Origin of the sequence: Acinetobacter nosocomialis NIPH 2119, assembly GCF_000368085.1 — a bacterium.
In the GTDB taxonomy this organism is placed as follows: Bacteria; Pseudomonadota; Gammaproteobacteria; order Pseudomonadales; family Moraxellaceae; genus Acinetobacter; species Acinetobacter nosocomialis.
Genome location: NZ_KB849239.1, coordinates 3,394,904 through 3,411,421, shown reverse-complemented (window position 1 = coordinate 3,411,421; position 16,518 = coordinate 3,394,904). Strand labels below are relative to the sequence as shown.

Annotated in this window: 14 protein-coding genes and 5 tRNA genes; 9 read left to right on the top strand and 10 right to left on the bottom strand. The window is 40.0% G+C overall.

Going from position 1 to position 16,518, the window contains the following annotated elements; translation table 11 throughout:
- Positions 1-13 precede the first annotated feature (13 nt).
- From F984_RS19775 to F984_RS19735, 9 genes are all read right to left on the bottom strand, one after another.
- The gene (locus F984_RS19775; protein WP_004711651.1) at positions 14-838 is read right to left on the bottom strand and encodes a putative RNA methyltransferase; all 825 of its coding nucleotides are present in this window, start codon (positions 836-838) and stop codon (positions 14-16) included.
- 2 nt (positions 839-840) lie between these two features.
- Positions 841-1,173: a DUF7709 family protein gene (locus F984_RS19770; RefSeq protein ID WP_002051722.1), complete on the bottom strand. Its 333-nt coding sequence runs from the start codon at positions 1,171-1,173 to the stop codon at positions 841-843.
- 59 nt (positions 1,174-1,232) lie between these two features.
- Complete coding sequence (gene mraY, locus F984_RS19765; protein ID WP_002051726.1) at positions 1,233-2,351, bottom strand: phospho-N-acetylmuramoyl-pentapeptide-transferase; 1,119 nt, start codon at positions 2,349-2,351, stop codon at positions 1,233-1,235.
- Positions 2,352-3,752 carry a UDP-N-acetylmuramoyl-tripeptide--D-alanyl-D-alanine ligase gene (locus F984_RS19760; protein WP_002051714.1) on the bottom strand — a complete coding sequence of 467 codons (1,401 nt, stop codon included), beginning with the start codon at positions 3,750-3,752 and terminating at the stop codon, positions 2,352-2,354.
- 8 nt (positions 3,753-3,760) lie between these two features.
- Entirely contained in the window at positions 3,761-5,260 is a 1,500-nt protein-coding gene (locus F984_RS19755) for a UDP-N-acetylmuramoyl-L-alanyl-D-glutamate--2,6-diaminopimelate ligase (RefSeq protein WP_004711648.1), read from the bottom strand.
- A 3-nt stretch (positions 5,261-5,263) separates the two neighbouring features.
- A complete protein-coding gene (gene ftsI, locus F984_RS19750) occupies positions 5,264-7,096 on the bottom strand; it encodes a penicillin-binding protein PBP3 (protein ID WP_002051677.1) in 1,833 nt (610 codons plus the stop codon).
- An 11-nt stretch (positions 7,097-7,107) separates the two neighbouring features.
- A complete protein-coding gene (gene ftsL / locus F984_RS19745; RefSeq protein WP_002051754.1) occupies positions 7,108-7,440 on the bottom strand; it encodes a cell division protein FtsL in 333 nt (110 codons plus the stop codon).
- On the bottom strand, positions 7,440-8,363 hold the full coding sequence (gene rsmH / locus F984_RS19740) for a 16S rRNA (cytosine(1402)-N(4))-methyltransferase RsmH (protein WP_004711646.1): 924 nt from the start codon (positions 8,361-8,363) through the stop codon (positions 7,440-7,442). Before rsmH ends, ftsL begins: the two co-directional genes overlap by 1 nt.
- Before the next feature lie 221 nt (positions 8,364-8,584).
- A complete protein-coding gene (locus tag F984_RS19735) occupies positions 8,585-9,586 on the bottom strand; it encodes a sulfate ABC transporter substrate-binding protein (protein ID WP_004711643.1) in 1,002 nt (333 codons plus the stop codon).
- A gap of 400 nt (positions 9,587-9,986) precedes the next feature.
- Between F984_RS19735 and F984_RS19730 the strand changes: the two genes are divergently transcribed.
- From F984_RS19730 to F984_RS19690, 9 genes are all read left to right on the top strand, one after another.
- Positions 9,987-10,286: a hypothetical protein gene (locus tag F984_RS19730; protein ID WP_002051642.1), complete on the top strand. Its 300-nt coding sequence runs from the start codon at positions 9,987-9,989 to the stop codon at positions 10,284-10,286.
- 117 nt (positions 10,287-10,403) lie between these two features.
- On the top strand, positions 10,404-11,912 hold the full coding sequence (gene gltX, locus F984_RS19725; RefSeq protein ID WP_004711640.1) for a glutamate--tRNA ligase: 1,509 nt from the start codon (positions 10,404-10,406) through the stop codon (positions 11,910-11,912).
- A gap of 57 nt (positions 11,913-11,969) precedes the next feature.
- Positions 11,970-12,045 (top strand) — tRNA-Ala (locus F984_RS19720).
- 25 nt (positions 12,046-12,070) lie between these two features.
- Positions 12,071-12,146 (top strand) — tRNA-Glu (locus F984_RS19715).
- A 131-nt stretch (positions 12,147-12,277) separates the two neighbouring features.
- The gene (locus F984_RS19710) at positions 12,278-13,696 is read left to right on the top strand and encodes an amino acid permease (protein WP_004711637.1); all 1,419 of its coding nucleotides are present in this window, start codon (positions 12,278-12,280) and stop codon (positions 13,694-13,696) included.
- Positions 13,697-13,812: 116 nt separating this feature from the next.
- Complete coding sequence (locus tag F984_RS19705; protein ID WP_004711635.1) at positions 13,813-14,697, top strand: lipase family protein; 885 nt, start codon at positions 13,813-13,815, stop codon at positions 14,695-14,697.
- Between the two features lie 134 nt (positions 14,698-14,831).
- Positions 14,832-14,907: transfer RNA gene (locus tag F984_RS19700), tRNA-Glu, on the top strand.
- Between the two features lie 88 nt (positions 14,908-14,995).
- A tRNA-Glu gene (locus F984_RS19695) sits at positions 14,996-15,071 on the top strand.
- A gap of 88 nt (positions 15,072-15,159) precedes the next feature.
- Positions 15,160-15,235: transfer RNA gene (locus tag F984_RS19690), tRNA-Glu, on the top strand.
- Between the two features lie 92 nt (positions 15,236-15,327).
- On the opposite strand, the gene F984_RS19685 is transcribed toward F984_RS19690, so the two are convergent.
- Positions 15,328-16,275: a hypothetical protein gene (locus F984_RS19685; protein WP_004711633.1), complete on the bottom strand. Its 948-nt coding sequence runs from the start codon at positions 16,273-16,275 to the stop codon at positions 15,328-15,330.
- Positions 16,276-16,518 lie beyond the last annotated feature (243 nt).

The window sequence follows — 16,518 nt, the reverse complement described above, 5'->3', positions numbered from 1 at the left end:
AAAAAAGCCATCGTTAGATGGCTTTTTTATTACGCTTTTGAAAAAGATAGATTTGAAAAGATGCTGTTACTTTCAGATGTGATTGCTGTTCTAATTGCATCCGGCGCTCTGGAGACGCCTTATACGCATAAGGCGTCATAGCGATCAGATTCTTTAAAGCTTCTTGATCAAGTAATAACGGAGCATCTATAACTTGCTGTTCTTTCAACTCAAATAAATCTTGCAGTTGTTCAACAAACTTTTGCGGCGTGTGCGGATTAACCTGCTCAAATAGCGCTTCACGCATCGCATACAGATGATCGGTTGCAGGAGTCACAACAATTAAATACCCATCATCTTTTAAAACGCGCAAAATTTCTGCTTGTGGAATCGGGCTAAAAAGACTCGTACACACATCTATACTTTGATCAATTACAGGTAAAGTTGCTCCTGTACCGACAACCCAAGTCACGTTGGCATTTAACTTTGCAGCACGTTGTACTGCATTTTTTGCAATATCTACACCTATACACTGCTCAACAACCTGTTGCATTGCACTAGTGTAATATCCCTCACCACAGCCAATATCAAGTACAGCTTTAGCTTTAAGATGCTTTAGCAAATCAACTACTGCTTGCTGTAAAGGCTGATAATAGCCACCCTGTAAAAAGGCACGGCGTGCATCTACAGACTCAGGAGTATCCCCAGGATTTTTACTGAGTTTATGCTGTACGACATGTAAGTTCACATAACCTTGCTTTGCAATGTCATAGCTATGACCCTGTTCACACCGCCATGTTTTGTTTACCAGCTCAAGTCGCTGACGACATACGGGGCACATTAAATTTTGCGTAGTCACGTTTAATTATTCTCTTGTTCTTTTTGTTGCAAATAAGCCTTAGCGTGCATTCCAACAAATGTGCGGCCTGCATTTGTTCCAGAAACCCATTCATCTACTTCAAACAAATCAAATAATCCCACTTTAATTAAAGTTGGAATTGCGATCTTCAACTCTTCTTCAATTTGCCCTCTTTGTCCCGCATTATAGAGTTCAATATTATGCAGCATTGTCGCGACAGTTCCCGTTTGTACCTGACTACCATCTTTAAGTACAACTTGAGGTAATACTTCCCCATCACTAACCACTTTTTGGTTAATTACAGATAATTGGTCTAGCCCAACAACCTTTGTCATTTACCTCTCCAATAAAAAAGCCAGTAGAAACTGGCTTTATATTGACACCAAAATAAGTTCTAGCGCAATTTTAAGGTCATTAGGCCTAAAACAACTAGCATAATCGTAATAATCCAGAATCGAATTACAACTTGAGTTTCTTTCCAGCCTTGTTTTTCATAGTGATGGTGTAAAGGTGCCATCAAGAATACGCGCTTATTTCGCATTCGCAACGACCCGATTTGCAGGAATACTGATACAGCCTCCATCACAAAAACACCGCCCATAATCGCAAATACGATTTCTTGGCGTACCATCACGGCAATTGTTCCAAGCATTGCGCCTAAAGCTAAAGCGCCCACATCACCCATAAAGACTTGTGCTGGATGTGCGTTATACCAAAGGAATGCTAAGCCTGCACCAATCATCGCAGAACAGATCACCACAAGCTCAGAGGTATATTTCACATATGGAATATGTAAATAGTTAGCGAAACGGATGTCACCAGATAAATAAGCAAATACTCCTAAACCTGAAGCCACCATAACCACCGGCATAATAGCTAAACCATCTAAACCGTCAGTTAAGTTAACCGCATTAGAAGCACCATTAATTACTAAATAGGTGAATACAATAAATGCCAAGCCTAATGGAACAATAGAAAGTGGAATTGAAAGATTCTTAAAGAAAGGAATCAATAAATCCAGCATATTTGCTGTGTATTCTGAATTAGATTGTTCAGTTGCAATTAAATATAACGCAATACCAGCACCAAGTGAGGCAATAGAAGTCCAGAAGAATTTCTTACGTGCAGGTAAGCCCGCATTATCTTTATAGCGAATCTTAATCCAGTCATCTGCCCAGCCAACCGCACCGAACACAACCATTACACCAAGTACAATCCAAACATAAGGGTTAGATAAATCAGCCCACAATAAAGTACTAATACCAATTGAGAGTAGAATTAAAATCCCTCCCATTGTCGGTGTACCCATTTTTTTGGCATGATTTTCAGGAGCAAACGAACTTACTGCCTGACCGTATTTTAACGCTTGTAATTTACGAATCATGATTGGTCCGAGAACCAAACCAATGGTCAGTGACGTTAATACACTGAGTAAAGAACGTAATGTTAAATAACGAACAACCTGAAACGAACTGTGATAGCCCGCAAGTTGTTCAAACAACCATAACAGCATTTAAAGTTTCTCCATCAAATCAGCCATCAACGTTTCCATATGAGTAAAGCGAGAACCTTTAAACAGGAAACTCATGGACTGGGGTTGATGTGTTTGGATTAGATTGATTAAAAATGGAAGCGCCTCAGCTTGAGTCTGAAATGCTTTCAATTTAGTAGAATGAAGGCCCGCACCTTCGAGAGCTGCTGAGGCAAACTGCCCAACTGCAATAATATGATCTAAAGGAAGCTGAGCGAGATCGCGACCTAAATCATGATGTTCTTGCCAACTACTATCGCCAAGTTCCCCAATATCCCCCATCACCATGACTTTAATACCATTTTGTTGAAGTAATACTTGCGCCGCAGCTCGCATAGATGTTGGATTAGCGTTATAAGTATCATCAATAAATAAATGAGGCGCTTTTTGAATAAAGTTCAAACGGCCTTTCGCACCTTGTGCTTGCTCTAATCCTTTTACAATATCGTCTAGGCTAACACCTAATGCCAAAGCAAATGCTACTGCAGCAGTTGCATTTTGCACATTATGCTCACCTGCAAATGGCAGCCTTACAAAACTTGAACCTTGAGGTGTATGTAACTGGAAATTGGCAGATTGTGGCAACAATTCAATCTCTGTAGCAAAGACATCACCACCAGTACCAAAACTCATAATTTGATGACTTTTTGCTGCTTCACGAATCTCGGTAGTAAAGTCATCTTGTTGCGGAACAATAGCAACACCGTGAGGTAGAATATGACGATAAATTTCTGATTTAGCACGGCAAATACCATCGCGACCACCGAACTCACCTAAGTGAGCAGTCCCAATATTTAAAATGCCAGCGACATGCGGTTGAACAAGTTTTGATGTGTAATCAATTTCACCTTGATGATTTGCCCCAAGTTCCATCACTGCATATTGATGTTCCTTGCGAAGCTCAAGAAGCATCATCGGCACACCAAGGTCATTATTTAAATTGCCTCGGGTAATCAATGTAGGGGCTAAACGAGATAAGATGCTTCCTAGCATTTCTTTAGTAGTGGTTTTACCGCTACTTCCCGTTAAAGCAATAACTTTCAATTGAGCATTTTGTTCACGGCGATATGCACCAAGTTGCCCCAAAGCCAAGCGAGTATCAGCAACTACAAGTTGAGCAATGTTGGCATCTATAGGTTGCTCAACAATAGCGACTTGGCAACCATTTGCAGCGACTTGCGCGACAAAATTATGCGCATCGAAACGTTCACCTTTTAATGCTAAAAAGGCATCCCCACTTTCTGCATGACGCGAGTCAGTCAAAATACGTTTAATTTCAGTTTGAGGGATCTGGTCTTTATGCCAGTAACCCTGTGTTGCCTGTTGTAATTGTTGAGCTGTCCACGGTTCCAAAGGCACGGTACTGGTGGTTGAAGTATGCATAATTTTTCCTATTGTGCAGGGTAAGCAGCATCTACCGTATGATGTTGTGCATCAATCGCAGAACGCACTTCAACCACATCATCAAACCAGTGACGCACACCATTAATTTCTTGATAATTTTCATGACCTTTTCCGGCAATCACCACAATGTCACCAGCTTGAGCCTGCTGCGTAACAAATTTAATTGCTTCACGACGGTCATGAATTTCATGCATACGATGCCCTGAAAAATCTATTCCTTGCTTCATATCAGCAAAGATTTGTTCGGGGTCTTCTGTTCTTGGGTTATCTGAAGTCAGAATAACAGGATTTGCACCATCTAAAGCTGCTTGAGTCATGAGTGGGCGCTTACCACGGTCACGGTCACCACCACATCCAAATACAGCCCAAAGCTGATTCGAAACGTGACGTTTTAATGTTTTAAGCACTTGAATCAATGCATCGGGTGTATGCGCATAATCCACCACAAAAAGTCGCTCATCATCACGAATGACCTGCATACGGCCTGGTGCGCCAATCAGTTTAGGAACAAAATTAACTAATGCTTTTAAATCGAAACCAGCTTGCTCAGCAGCGATCAGCGCCGCAATCAAGTTTTCAACATTAAAATGACCTAATAATGGACTTTCTACAGTAAATGAACCTTGCTGCCCCACTAAATTAAAGGTTGCACCTGCCAAGCTATAACTTAAATCGGTAATATAATAATCGGCCGTATTTTGAGTAAGCGAATAAGTCAAAATTTTAGGTTGCGCTGGATTATTCTTCGCCGATTTAATCATTAAATCTGCATGTGCATCATCTAGATTAATCACAGCAACTTTTAACGAATTAAACTTGAATAAACGAGCCTTTGCTTCTGCATAAGCTTCTAGCGTGCCATGATAATCGAGGTGATCACGACTTAAGTTACTATAAACAGCAATTTCAATATCACAACCATTTAATCGGCCCTGCTCAAGACCATGCGAACTCGCTTCTAAAGAAGCAAAAGTTGCGCCGTGCTTAGCATAAGCATGTAATTCATTTTGTAACTGCAAAGCATCAAGAGTAGTATGTGTAGAAGGCGTTAAGTCCGGCAAAATACCGTTACCAGTCGTTCCCATCACCGCACAGCGCTGCTGTTGCGAACTAATTAACTCAGCAATTAGGCGAGAAATAGTCGTTTTACCATTCGTACCTGTTACAGCAATAATCCGTAATGGTTTAACCGTATCAGTTTGTTGTAAATAACGTTTTTGCCACTCACCCATACGCTGACGCACATCAGAACACACCCACTCATTCGCTACACCTAATTCGGTTTCACTAATTACAGCAAGTGCCCCATTTGTTAAAGCTGCTTCAGCAAATGTGCGTGTTTTTTCAGGTTGGCTATAACTGGTCAAGGCAATAAAAATTTGGCCAGCTTCTACTTTACGACTATCTAAATTAAAGCCATGAAATGGCTGTTGAGGCCATTGTGCATCAATCTCGATTGGATTAATTTCTTGAAAAGAAACAGTCATAGCTTACCTGCGAATAGGATTTTGTGGAGTGTTAAGTGGCTTATCAAGCGGCACGTTCATTAAACGTAGTGACTCTTGCATAATACGAGCGAAAACTGGGGCAGCAACCAAACCACCGTAGTAACGACCTTGTGGATTTTCCACAACCACAATAACAGCTAAACGCGGATCACTAATTGGTGCAACGCCGGCAAATAAAGCACGATATTCACTATTTGAATAGCCTTTACCATCAGCACGCAATTTATGAGCAGTACCTGTTTTACCGCCTACTCGATAGCCTGGAATATTGGCTTGTGTCGCTGTACCACCCGGCATAGTCACTTGCTCAAGCATTAACAAGACTTGATCAGCAATTTTTGGGTTAAGAACTTGCTCTCCTTTAGGTGCCTGATCTAATTTATGCAAGCTTAATGGCATTTTGACGCCATGATTTGCAAGCATGGCATAGCCTTGTGCCAGCTGAAGAATAGTTGCGTTTAGACCATAACCATAAGCCATGGTACCAATTTGAGAAGAGTTTAATTTATTTACAGGAAGTACTAAGCCAGAACTTTCCCCTGGGAACTTCACAGCAGAACGCTTACCAAAACCAACACGATTAAAGAAGGTCGGTAAAGTCTCTTTTGGAAGTGATAATGCAATTTTTGCAGAACCCACGTTTGAAGACTTAATAATCACACCTGTTACGGTCAAAGCCCCATAGTTATGGGTATCACGAATAGTATGCCAACCTAAACGCATTGAACCAGGAGAGGTATTTACAATCGTATTTGGTGTGTATTGACCAGTTTCTAATGCAGCAGAAATGGTAAATGGCTTCATGGTTGACCCCGGTTCGAACATATCGATCGCACCACGGTTACGCATAGCATCTTTATTAGACAAGCCATTCTTATCATTCGGGTTATAAGATGGCCAACTGGTCATTGCCAAAATCTCACCCGTTTTAACATCAACCGCAATAGCCGTTGCTGAACGTGCATTATTCGCAACACCCGCTGCGGTCAATTCGCGATACATAATGTACTGTAAACGAGAGTCGATACTTAAAGTGATATTCTCACCCGGCTCGCCCTCACGAATCACCTCAGAAACTTTTAAACGATTACCACGCTTATCACGAATAATTTTTTGTTCGCCATCTACTCCAGAAAGCTGCTTATTCAACTGCATTTCCAGGCCTTCAACACCTTGACCCTCACTATTAGTCAAACCAATAATTTGGGCATTTGGTTGTGGCTGCGGATAATAGCGTTTGTAAGTTTTTTCTGCATAAACCCCTTGGAAGTTACCTTTCATAATGAGGTCAGCTTGTTGCGGCGGTACTTCTTTTTTCAAAACTAAATAACGAGAACGCGGACGCGCATTCATCTGTTTCTTAAGGTCAGCACGATCAACACCGACCACATCGGCAAGCTCATCTAAGTTTAAATTTTTATCTGGTAATTGGCGTTTTAATTTACGATTTTTTGGATCTTGTTTTAGTTCAGCCGAAATTTGATCATATAAATGTTTAGTTTCAAAATAATCACGTGGGTCCATCACAATTTTCATGATTGGACTACTGATCGCTAAAGGTACACCGTGGCGATCACTAATTACGCCACGCATAGCTTCTACACGTTCAGTACGCAAAATATTGGCATTGGCCTTATTTTGTAAAAAGTCCTTATTAATGATCTGAACATAAAATGCACGTGCAATTAATACCACAAAACACAGGAGCACCACTGCCCAGAGCAGATAAAACCGCCACATATCAAAGGCAAGACTTGGTTTTTCCGAAATAGACTGCTGTTTTTTTCGTGTTTGCTTTGTTCGCTTATCTACCATACAGCAAGGCCTTACTTATTTTGCTCTGAGGTCATCGGTAAAGAAATTACCACCGTTTCTGCAGCCGGTGGCGAAAACATTCGTAATTGTGTCACAGCACGCGTACCAATTTGAGCAGTCGCACCAAATGTTTGTTGCTCAATCAATAAACGTCCCCATTCAGCATTGAGGTCATCACGTTCACGCATATAAGAGCTTAACTCTCTATAATCATGACGGTATTCAAATACTTGCAATACCACCATCATGGCACTGATGAAAACCAACGCCACCATGACTGTATATATCACAACTTTTTTGACCACTTTATTTTCTGTGGTTTCGATTTCATCACTGCTTTTCATTACGCGCCTTTTTGTTCCAAGCGTTCAGCAACCCGAAGCCATGCACTACGTGAACGTGGATTCGCTTTTACTTCTTCTTCACTCGCACGAACCCGTGAAATTTTCTTTAATCTTCTCGTATCAACCTGCTGTTGAGGCATTCCCCAACCAGAATCTTCTGCTAGCGTTGATTCTTTTTGAATAAACTGTTTGATCAACCTGTCTTCAAGCGAATGGAAGCTGATCACAGACAAACGCCCCTTTGGTTTAAGCAAGTCTACAGCTTGCGGTAAAAACACTTCAATATCATCTAGTTCTTTGTTAATAGCAATACGAATAGCCTGAAAAGTACGTGTCGCCGGATGCTTATGTTTTTCCCATTTTGGATGAGCTGTTTTTACAAGTTCAGCCAGTTGTGCTGTCGTATCTAATTTTCCAGCTTGTTTAATTGCTTTAGCAATACGTCGACTATATCGTTCTTCACCATATTGATAAATGATATTCGCCAACTGTTCCTCTTCAATTTCAAGTAACCATTCAGCAGCAGTCAAACCTTTAGAGTTATCCATACGCATATCTAAAGGGCCATCTTGCATAAAACTAAAGCCGCGTTCTGCCTGATCTAATTGAGGGGAAGATACGCCTAAGTCTGCCATAATTCCATCGACACTTTGCACCCCAATTTCCTGCATTTTTTCTTTTATATCAGCAAAACTTGCATGAATAATGGTAAATCTCGGGTCTTCTTGTGCTAAAGCACCTGCAACTTCCAGAGCCTGAGGATCTTTATCAAAGGCATATACTCGAGCGTTTTCATCGAGTTTCGACAATAATAAGCGTGTATGCCCACCTCGTCCAAAGGTTGCATCGATATACACCCCAGTTGTGCGATCTGCCAATAAGCTTTCAACGGTCTCAAAAAGTAAGACAGAAATATGCGACATAGGAGTTAAATCATAGCGTAAAAATGTAACTGCACATTATCACCTTGTTTACGATGAACACCAAACGGCTTTTTGTAGGAAAATATTAATTTTTCATAGAGAAAACCGTTTTCTTTGCATTTTTTAAGCAAAATAAAAAGCAAGCTCACCTTTTCAGGTTCACTTGCTTCAATATGAAAAGTTTAATTAATTTTTAAACTAGGGAGCTGCCCATATTTTATTTACTGTTTCCCATCATAAATCTGATCAAAGATGGCCCCATTGGCAAAGTGAGTTTGCTGAGCTTTTGCCCAGCCACCAAAAACGTCATTAATCGTAAATAATTTAATTTTTGGAAATTGTGCTGCATATTTAGCAGCGACTTGAGGATTACGTGGACGAAAATAATGTTTCGCAGCTAACTCTTGCCCTAATGGTGAATATAAAAAGTTGAGATAGCCTTTTGCTAAAGTACGGTTACCGTCCTTATCGACTGTTTTATCTACAATCGCAACAGAAGGCTCTGCCAAAATTGAAATTGATGGGTACACAATTTCATATTTATCTTTATCGAGACCTTTCGTTGCCAATAATGCTTCATTTTCCCAAGAAAGTAGAACATCTCCAATTCCACGCTCAGCAAATGTAGTAAGCGAACCACGGGCTCCCGAATCTAGCACCTTAACATTGTGATAAAGTTTTTTAACTAGCTCTTTTGCTTTGGCGTCATTGCCACCCGGCTGTTTTAAAGCATATCCCCACGCAGAAAGATAAATCCAGCGCGGTGCTCCACCCGTTTTCGGATTAGGTGTAATAATTTCAACACCTGGTTTAGTTAAGTCATTCCAATCACGGATATTCTTTGGATTACCTTTTCTAACCAGAAAAACCACTGTAGAGGTATAAGGCGCAGAGTTATTAGGAAACTCTTTTTGCCAGTTTGGCTGGATATATCCAGCTTTAACAATCTCATCAATATCATTTGCTAAAGCCAAGGTTACTACATCGGCTTGAAGACCAGTTGCTACAGCTCGCGCCTGTTTTCCGGAGCCCCCATGGGATTGTTTAAAATCGACATCCTGTCCGGTGCGTTGTTTCCAGAATTTTCCAAATGCCTGATTATATTCTTGATAAAATTCACGCGTTGGATCATAAGAAACATTTAAAAATGTAGTCGCAGCCTGTACTGCACTTACTGCTAACCCCATATATGTAGCGAGCGCAATTTTTACTATTCTTTTCATTTATAAATACCAATTTTACTTTTAAACTATATTACATTTTTATATTTTAATTTTTCTATCAAACACTTATAACAATTCAAGGTTTATTAATCACTTTAAACGATATCATTCACGCTTACTTTTTATTCATAATTTCGAAAAGTTTTGTAATTATTCTTATAGTTTATTTATAGTCTTCACTTTATCTACACATTAATTTGTTAAATAATGAGACGTAATGGATACAGATAGGCTACATTTGAAAGATACCAACGTAAAATAAAGGTATTTTTTGTAAAAAGTGTGACATGGTTCTACTTTTTTATTAAAATTTATGTTTGAATCGTAGCGTTACCGTAATTTTACATTTGGTTAAACTCAAAAAATAGACGAAATGTACGTACTGAGGGGATGAGTAAAAATGAAAATTAAGTATGGAAAAGCTTTGAGTTTGGGTTTGGTGCTCAGTTTTGCATCACAATTATCAGTTGCCGCAGCACTCAAAGACACACCAACCAAAAGCGTTTCTGACCGCCAGTCTTCGCTTATTGAAAAAGCACTCGACCAGCAAAAACGCAATACTATAGCTCTACCATCTACAGATGATGAGTTAAAAGTACTTAACACTATTCGTGTAACACCTACTCAAAACTTTCTTGCAGCACAGCATGAGCGTTTCTCACGTTTTGTTCAGGCCATCTTCCAGCCACATACTTCTTAATATTTGAAACGACCCCTCATCGTTTCAACTTAAGCCCAGTCTGCCGTTAAATAAAAACGTCAGAATACTGGGCTTTTTCGTTATAATAGTTTCAATTTTTATTTTGACCCATTATCTATGAAAGTTCGTACTCGTATTGCACCTTCTCCTACTGGTTTCCCACATGTTGGTACTGCCTACATTGCTTTATTCAATATGTGTTTTGCGAAACAACATGGCGGGGAATTTATTTTAAGAATTGAAGATACCGACCAACTTCGCTCTACACCAGAATCTGAAAAAATGATTTTAGATTCTTTACGCTGGTTAGGTTTAAATTGGTCTGAAGGTCCAGATGTGGGTGGCCCACACGCGCCTTATCGCCAATCAGAGCGTATGGGAATTTATAAGCAATACGCGTTAGAACTTGTTGAAAAAGGCCATGCTTTTTACTGTTTCGCGACAGCAGAAGAACTTGATCAAATGCGTGCCGAACAGCAGGCTCGCGGTGAAACACCAAAATATGATGGCCGCGGTTTAAAGCTTTCTCAAGAAGAAGTAACTCGCCGCCTAGAAGCAGGCGAACCTCATGTCATCCGTATGAAAGTTCCAGAAGAAGGTGTATGTAAATTTAACGACTTACTCCGTGGGGAAGTAGAAATTCCTTGGGCACAAGTCGACATGCAAGTCCTTCTTAAGACTGATGGTTTACCAACTTACCATTTAGCGAATGTCGTTGATGACCATTTAATGGAAATCACTCATGTATTACGTGGTGAAGAATGGCTTCCATCTGCACCGAAGCATCAATTGCTTTACCAATACTTTGGTTGGGAAATGCCAACGCTTTGCCATATGCCTTTGCTACGTAATCCAGATAAATCGAAGTTATCTAAACGTAAAAATCCAACATCAATTAACTACTACCGTGATATTGGTGTTCTACCAGAAGCCTTACTCAACTATTTAGGCCGTATGGGCTGGTCAATGCCAGATGAGCGTGAAGTATTTACCCTGCAAGACATGATGGATCACTTTGATATTCAACGTGTATCTTTAGGCGGCCCAATTTTCGATGTTGAAAAACTCAATTGGTTAAATGGTCAATGGATTAAAGGTTTAACACCAGGCCAGCTACTAGACCGTTTACTTACTTGGAAGAGTGACCGCAATACATTAGAAGATATTGCTGCTGCAATTCAACCGCGTATTAATTTACTTTCTGAAGCAGTAAATTGGGCTGGTTTCTACTTTAACCATATGCCACAAATTACAGCCGAAATGTTTGAAAGTAAAAAATTGACTCAAGAACAAGTTCGCCAAAGCTTACAATTTGCTATTTGGCGTCTTGAAAGTCAGTTTACTTGGAATAATGACACGGTTAGCCAAACCTTAATGGACTTGGCAAATCAAATGGGTATTAAACTACGTGATTTTATGCCTGCTTTCTTTATCGCAATTGCTGGCTCAACCAGTTCAACACCAGTGATGCAATCAATGGTTACGCTTGGTCCAGATTTAACCTTTGCTCGCTTACGACATGCATTAGAAATTATTGGTGCACCGAGTAAAAAAGAGGTAAAAAACTGGGAAAAGCTCAATGAAAGCTTAAAACTGCCGAAAAATGAAGCAACTAGCGAAGCTTAATTCATTTTTTTGTTGACGTGTGGGCGCATTCACCCTAATATTGCGCTCACACAAACTGGGGCCATAGCTCAGTTGGTAGAGCGCTACAATGGCATTGTAGAGGTCAGCGGTTCGATCCCGCTTGGCTCCACCAAGATCCTTTGTGTTTGCCTCATCAAGTCCCTATCGTCTAGAGGCCTAGGACATCGCCCTTTCACGGCGGTAACCGGGGTTCGAATCCCCGTAGGGACGCCATTTTCTATTTTAAAAATTCCTTTTAAAGACTCTATCGTCACCTTCCTGTCTATTCTTTGACACCTTCTTGATTGCACATTTGTCTATTTTATCTAAAATAGCGTCTTTCTTAAATTCTCTCAATGTGTAATATGCAGCCATCTGACAATCAACTAGATGCTCAGCATCAGAACAGTACTGCACCTTTAAAAAGAGCCATGAGTACTCGCCACCTTGTGATGTTATCGCTAGGCGGTGCAATCGGTACTGGTTTATTTTTGGGTTCAGGGGAAGTCATTTCACAAACTGGACCTATTGGCGCAATTATTGCCTACATTCTTGGGGGTGCAATTGCTTACATGGTTATGCTCTGTTTAGGCGAGCTGGCTGTGCACATGCCTGTTTCTGGTTCTTTTGGTGCATATGCCCAAAAGTACATTAGTCCAAGTACAGGCTACATGATTTCATGGATGTATTGGCTAACATGGACAGCAACGCTAGGGACCGAATTTACCGCCGCTGCCCTACTCATGCAGGAATGGTTTCCGCAAATTTCAATGTGGATCTGGACACTTATTTTTGCAGTGACGATTTTTGGGCTAAATATTAGTTCAACTCGAGTATTTGCTGAATCTGAGTTCTGGTTAGCGCTTGTTAAGGTTGTTACCGTTATTGCCTTTATTGTGCTTGGGTTATTAGCCATTTTTGGTTTAATTCCTTTTCATGGCGCTCAAACTGCTCCTCTGTTTAGTAATTTAACAGCCCAAGGCTGGTTCCCACACGGTTTCCTCCCTATCTTTACTACCATGCTGATTGTGAATTTTGCGTTCTCTGGGACAGAACTAATTGGTGTGGCTGCTGGTGAAACTAAAGATCCTGCACAAAACGTCCCTAAAGCGATTAATGCTGCAATCTGGCGCCTTCTTATTTTCTTTGTCGGCACCATTATTGTGATCAGTGCATTACTCCCTTTCCAGCTTGCAGGCTTAAGCAGTGAAAGTGTAAGTAGCAGTCCTTTCGTTACTGTATTTAATTACATTGGTATTCCATATGCAGATGATATCATTCGTTTTGTAATTATTACTGCACTGCTCTCAGCCGCCAATTCAGGTTTATATGCCGCTTCACGCATGATGTGGTCTTTATCAGAACAAAAGCTTCTTCCAAGTGTATTTGCCAAGCTTTCAAAAAGTGGGACACCTATTGTTGCTTTAGTAGTTACCATGTTTGGCGCAATCCCAGGTTTGTTATCGGAACAGTTTGCACCTGAAACCATCTTTAAAAACTTACTCGGCGTTGCAGCTTTCACCATGGTTATTGTCTGGATGAGTATCTGTTTAAGTCAGTTCAATTTCCGTAGACACTGGTACCGAGCTGGACATACGGTTAAAGATTTAAAATATGCTGCACCATTATTTCCTATTGTCCCAATTTTAGGTTTTCTATTCTGCTTTATTACCTGTTTAAGTATGGCAGCAGACCCTCAAATGCGAGCAGGTTTTGTAGGTTGCTTAATTTTTACGGCTCTTTGCTATATCAGTTATTTTATTTTTTATCGCCATAAGGCCTAAGTGCTTGTAATTAAAAAGTGTAGCAAAAAGCTACACTTTTTTTTGTTTAGATACTGGCTTTATAGAATCTACCGTTGTAGATTAAAATTTATATTAAAAACAATTCCTTGTATACAATGAAAATTATATTTATCCATGGGATGAATCAACAAAATTACACAGCACATCGTTTAAAAGAGCACTGGCTAAGAGTCTTTAAACTGGGCTTAAAACAATTGCACTGTAGAGTTAATTTAAGAGATTTACATATACACATGCCTTTTTATGGCGATTTAATGACGAAATATCAACTCTCTAATCAATTAGATTTAAACACCTTACTTCCAAAATCCTTTAACTTTCATTTGCCTATCCATTTACACTCACAAGCCAACACACCTAAGGAACATACTCCTTTTGTGCCACATCTTCCTCTTTCCCCCGATCAACCCGCAGAAAGCTTATCAGAACGTTTATATCTGACTTCACAGTTAGTAAAAGATCGCGTTCTTAAAGAAATGGTGGTTCTTTTAAATAATTTTCCTAAATTACATGAGAGCTTAATTCAACAATTCTTGATTGAAACTTACATGTACTTATCTAATCCTGATTTTATGTACGAAGTTCATCAAAGAATTTTAAAACAAATGCATGATGATGAAGATTGTATTGTAGTCGCCCACTCTTTAGGTTCCGTAATCGCATTTCACTTGTTATCAGACCCGGCTTATCACTTTTCAGTACAACGCTTTGTTACCTTAGCTTCACCACTTTCTTTTCGGGTGATCCAAAGTAAACTCCCTATTCCGATTGAACGACCAAAATGCCTCAATGGCGATTGGTATAATTTCTACTCAAAAGATGATTTTTTAACAGCTTTCCCATTAAGTGAAGCACCTTTTAATTTCACTCCACCAATTATCAATCAAGAAATTTTTACTTTTGCGAACCAACCCCATGAAATTGTAGGGTACTTACAACACCATGCAGTCATCAAAGCAATTATTGAACCTTTTCAATAAAAATTAGCCATAAATGCCTATATTTTCTACAATTTGAGTTATTTTTAAGCGCTTGAATGTTTTTTTTAATATTTCTTTAGAAAACTATTTGACACTTTTATTAAATCGACCTAATATACGCCCACCTCTGAAACGTCCCTATCGTCTAGAGGCCTAGGACATCGCCCTTTCACGGCGGTAACCGGGGTTCGAATCCCCGTAGGGACGCCACTAAATTCGAGGAAAAGCAAAGATTAATTATCTTTGCCGAGAATTTAGGCAAGCAGTTTACTGCGCGCAGGTAACTAGCCTCATATAAGTCCCTATCGTCTAGAGGCCTAGGACATCGCCCTTTCACGGCGGTAACCGGGGTTCGAATCCCCGTAGGGACGCCACTAAATTCGAGGAAAAGCAAAGATTAATTATCTTTGCCGAGAATTTAGGCAAGCAGTTTACTGCGCGCAGGTAACTAGCCTCATATAAGTCCCTATCGTCTAGAGGCCTAGGACATCGCCCTTTCACGGCGGTAACCGGGGTTCGAATCCCCGTAGGGACGCCAAATTCTAAAAAGCCACTGCATGAAGACAGTGGCTTTTTTCTTATCTACGCAATAAAAAAGCTGATCATCAATCAGCTTCTCATTTATGTAATTTAATTCGCAATTCCAACTTGGACTTCAAGACGACCTGATTGAACCCGTAGTCCTTTTATTTCGAATTGATCTACCAGTTGCTGCACAAGCTCCCGGCTTTCCCTCAAAATATTGAGTCCCGGTAAAATACTAAAGTCTGTCAAACTTAAAAGTTTTTCTACCATCCATGAACGGTTGTTAATAAAATCAATAAACCCTGCCTGTTCAAGGTCAATAAACCACATACGGTGACCATCACGCTGAATACCCGGAATATCACGAATCAAATGATTAATCAGTGATGGTATAGGCAACATGTTAATGACTTCAAAACCTACTCGGCCAATACGGCGGACTGCCCAATTCGACAATGTTCCACCATGACGAATTTGTACATCTAGGCTTTCATCCATTTGACGTAAACGTAAGAATTTTTCTTGCCCAATACGGCATTCCAATACCCGAAAATCTAAACTCAGCCGATATAGGAAACGGTGATAGTGCCCATCGATTTCCACCTGAAACCGATCATTGCCACATTGAACTTTAATATCATCAATTTCTGACCGATCTATACGTTTACGAATTTGACTGTTTAACAACATCTCAGGCAAATATAAATTCAGCGTACTTTTTCCCAGAAAAGTACGAGCCATAATTAAGGCAACCTGACGCGCAGTTTCACTGGTTTCAGACACCATATCTCTAACAGTTCCTGCTGCCAGATTGGTCATGCCAACGACCCCACGCTTTGTATGAGTTGTTACATGATCTAAAGCATCCAAGGCTGCATCTGCAACCTCTGCAAGATTACGTGTCGTATCACTAGCGAACCCAACGGCATCATGAGCATGTTGCAAGGTCTTATGCAGCAAACGGCGTGAGAATGACAGTTTTATAGGGTCAGGGTTCCCTGAAACTGTTGATGTCGTTATAGGCTCCGTCTTATTGTCATCTTCTTGACCCAAGTCCCTCTCCTTTTTATATTTCTTTCGCATCCCATTAATCAGCTTTTCAGCTCATTTCCAGTGTTGAACACACTTGGTTTTTATCTAGATTAGCATGCTCTACGGTACTATTTTAACTTTTATGTGTACGCATAAATCATCATTTTTTCATATATGCTTGTTTCAAAAAAGTATTTTTATATCTAACTTTTATATCACTTTTTAAAAGCCCTACAATTTTTTTCCTTTCTTTGCATTTCCGTT

Excerpts from the sequence above, each read along its gene's own strand:
- F984_RS19770 (WP_002051722.1), bottom strand. The coding sequence starts at position 1,173 with ATGACAAAGGTTGTTGGGCTAGACCAATTATCTGTAATTAACCAAAAA.
- F984_RS19760 (WP_002051714.1), bottom strand. The coding sequence starts at position 3,752 with ATGCATACTTCAACCACCAGTACCGTGCCTTTGGAACCGTGGACAGCT.
- ftsL (WP_002051754.1), bottom strand. The coding sequence starts at position 7,440 with ATGAAAAGCAGTGATGAAATCGAAACCACAGAAAATAAAGTGGTCAAA.
- rsmH (WP_004711646.1), bottom strand. The coding sequence starts at position 8,363 with ATGTCGCATATTTCTGTCTTACTTTTTGAGACCGTTGAAAGCTTATTG.
- gltX (WP_004711640.1), top strand. The coding sequence starts at position 10,404 with ATGAAAGTTCGTACTCGTATTGCACCTTCTCCTACTGGTTTCCCACAT.
- F984_RS19730 (WP_002051642.1), top strand. The coding sequence starts at position 9,987 with ATGAAAATTAAGTATGGAAAAGCTTTGAGTTTGGGTTTGGTGCTCAGT.
- F984_RS19705 (WP_004711635.1), top strand. The coding sequence starts at position 13,813 with ATGAAAATTATATTTATCCATGGGATGAATCAACAAAATTACACAGCA.
- ftsI (WP_002051677.1), bottom strand. The coding sequence starts at position 7,096 with ATGGTAGATAAGCGAACAAAGCAAACACGAAAAAAACAGCAGTCTATT.
- mraY (WP_002051726.1), bottom strand. The coding sequence starts at position 2,351 with ATGCTGTTATGGTTGTTTGAACAACTTGCGGGCTATCACAGTTCGTTT.
- F984_RS19755 (WP_004711648.1), bottom strand. The coding sequence starts at position 5,260 with ATGACTGTTTCTTTTCAAGAAATTAATCCAATCGAGATTGATGCACAA.
- F984_RS19735 (WP_004711643.1), bottom strand. The coding sequence starts at position 9,586 with ATGAAAAGAATAGTAAAAATTGCGCTCGCTACATATATGGGGTTAGCA.
- F984_RS19710 (WP_004711637.1), top strand. The coding sequence starts at position 12,278 with ATGCAGCCATCTGACAATCAACTAGATGCTCAGCATCAGAACAGTACT.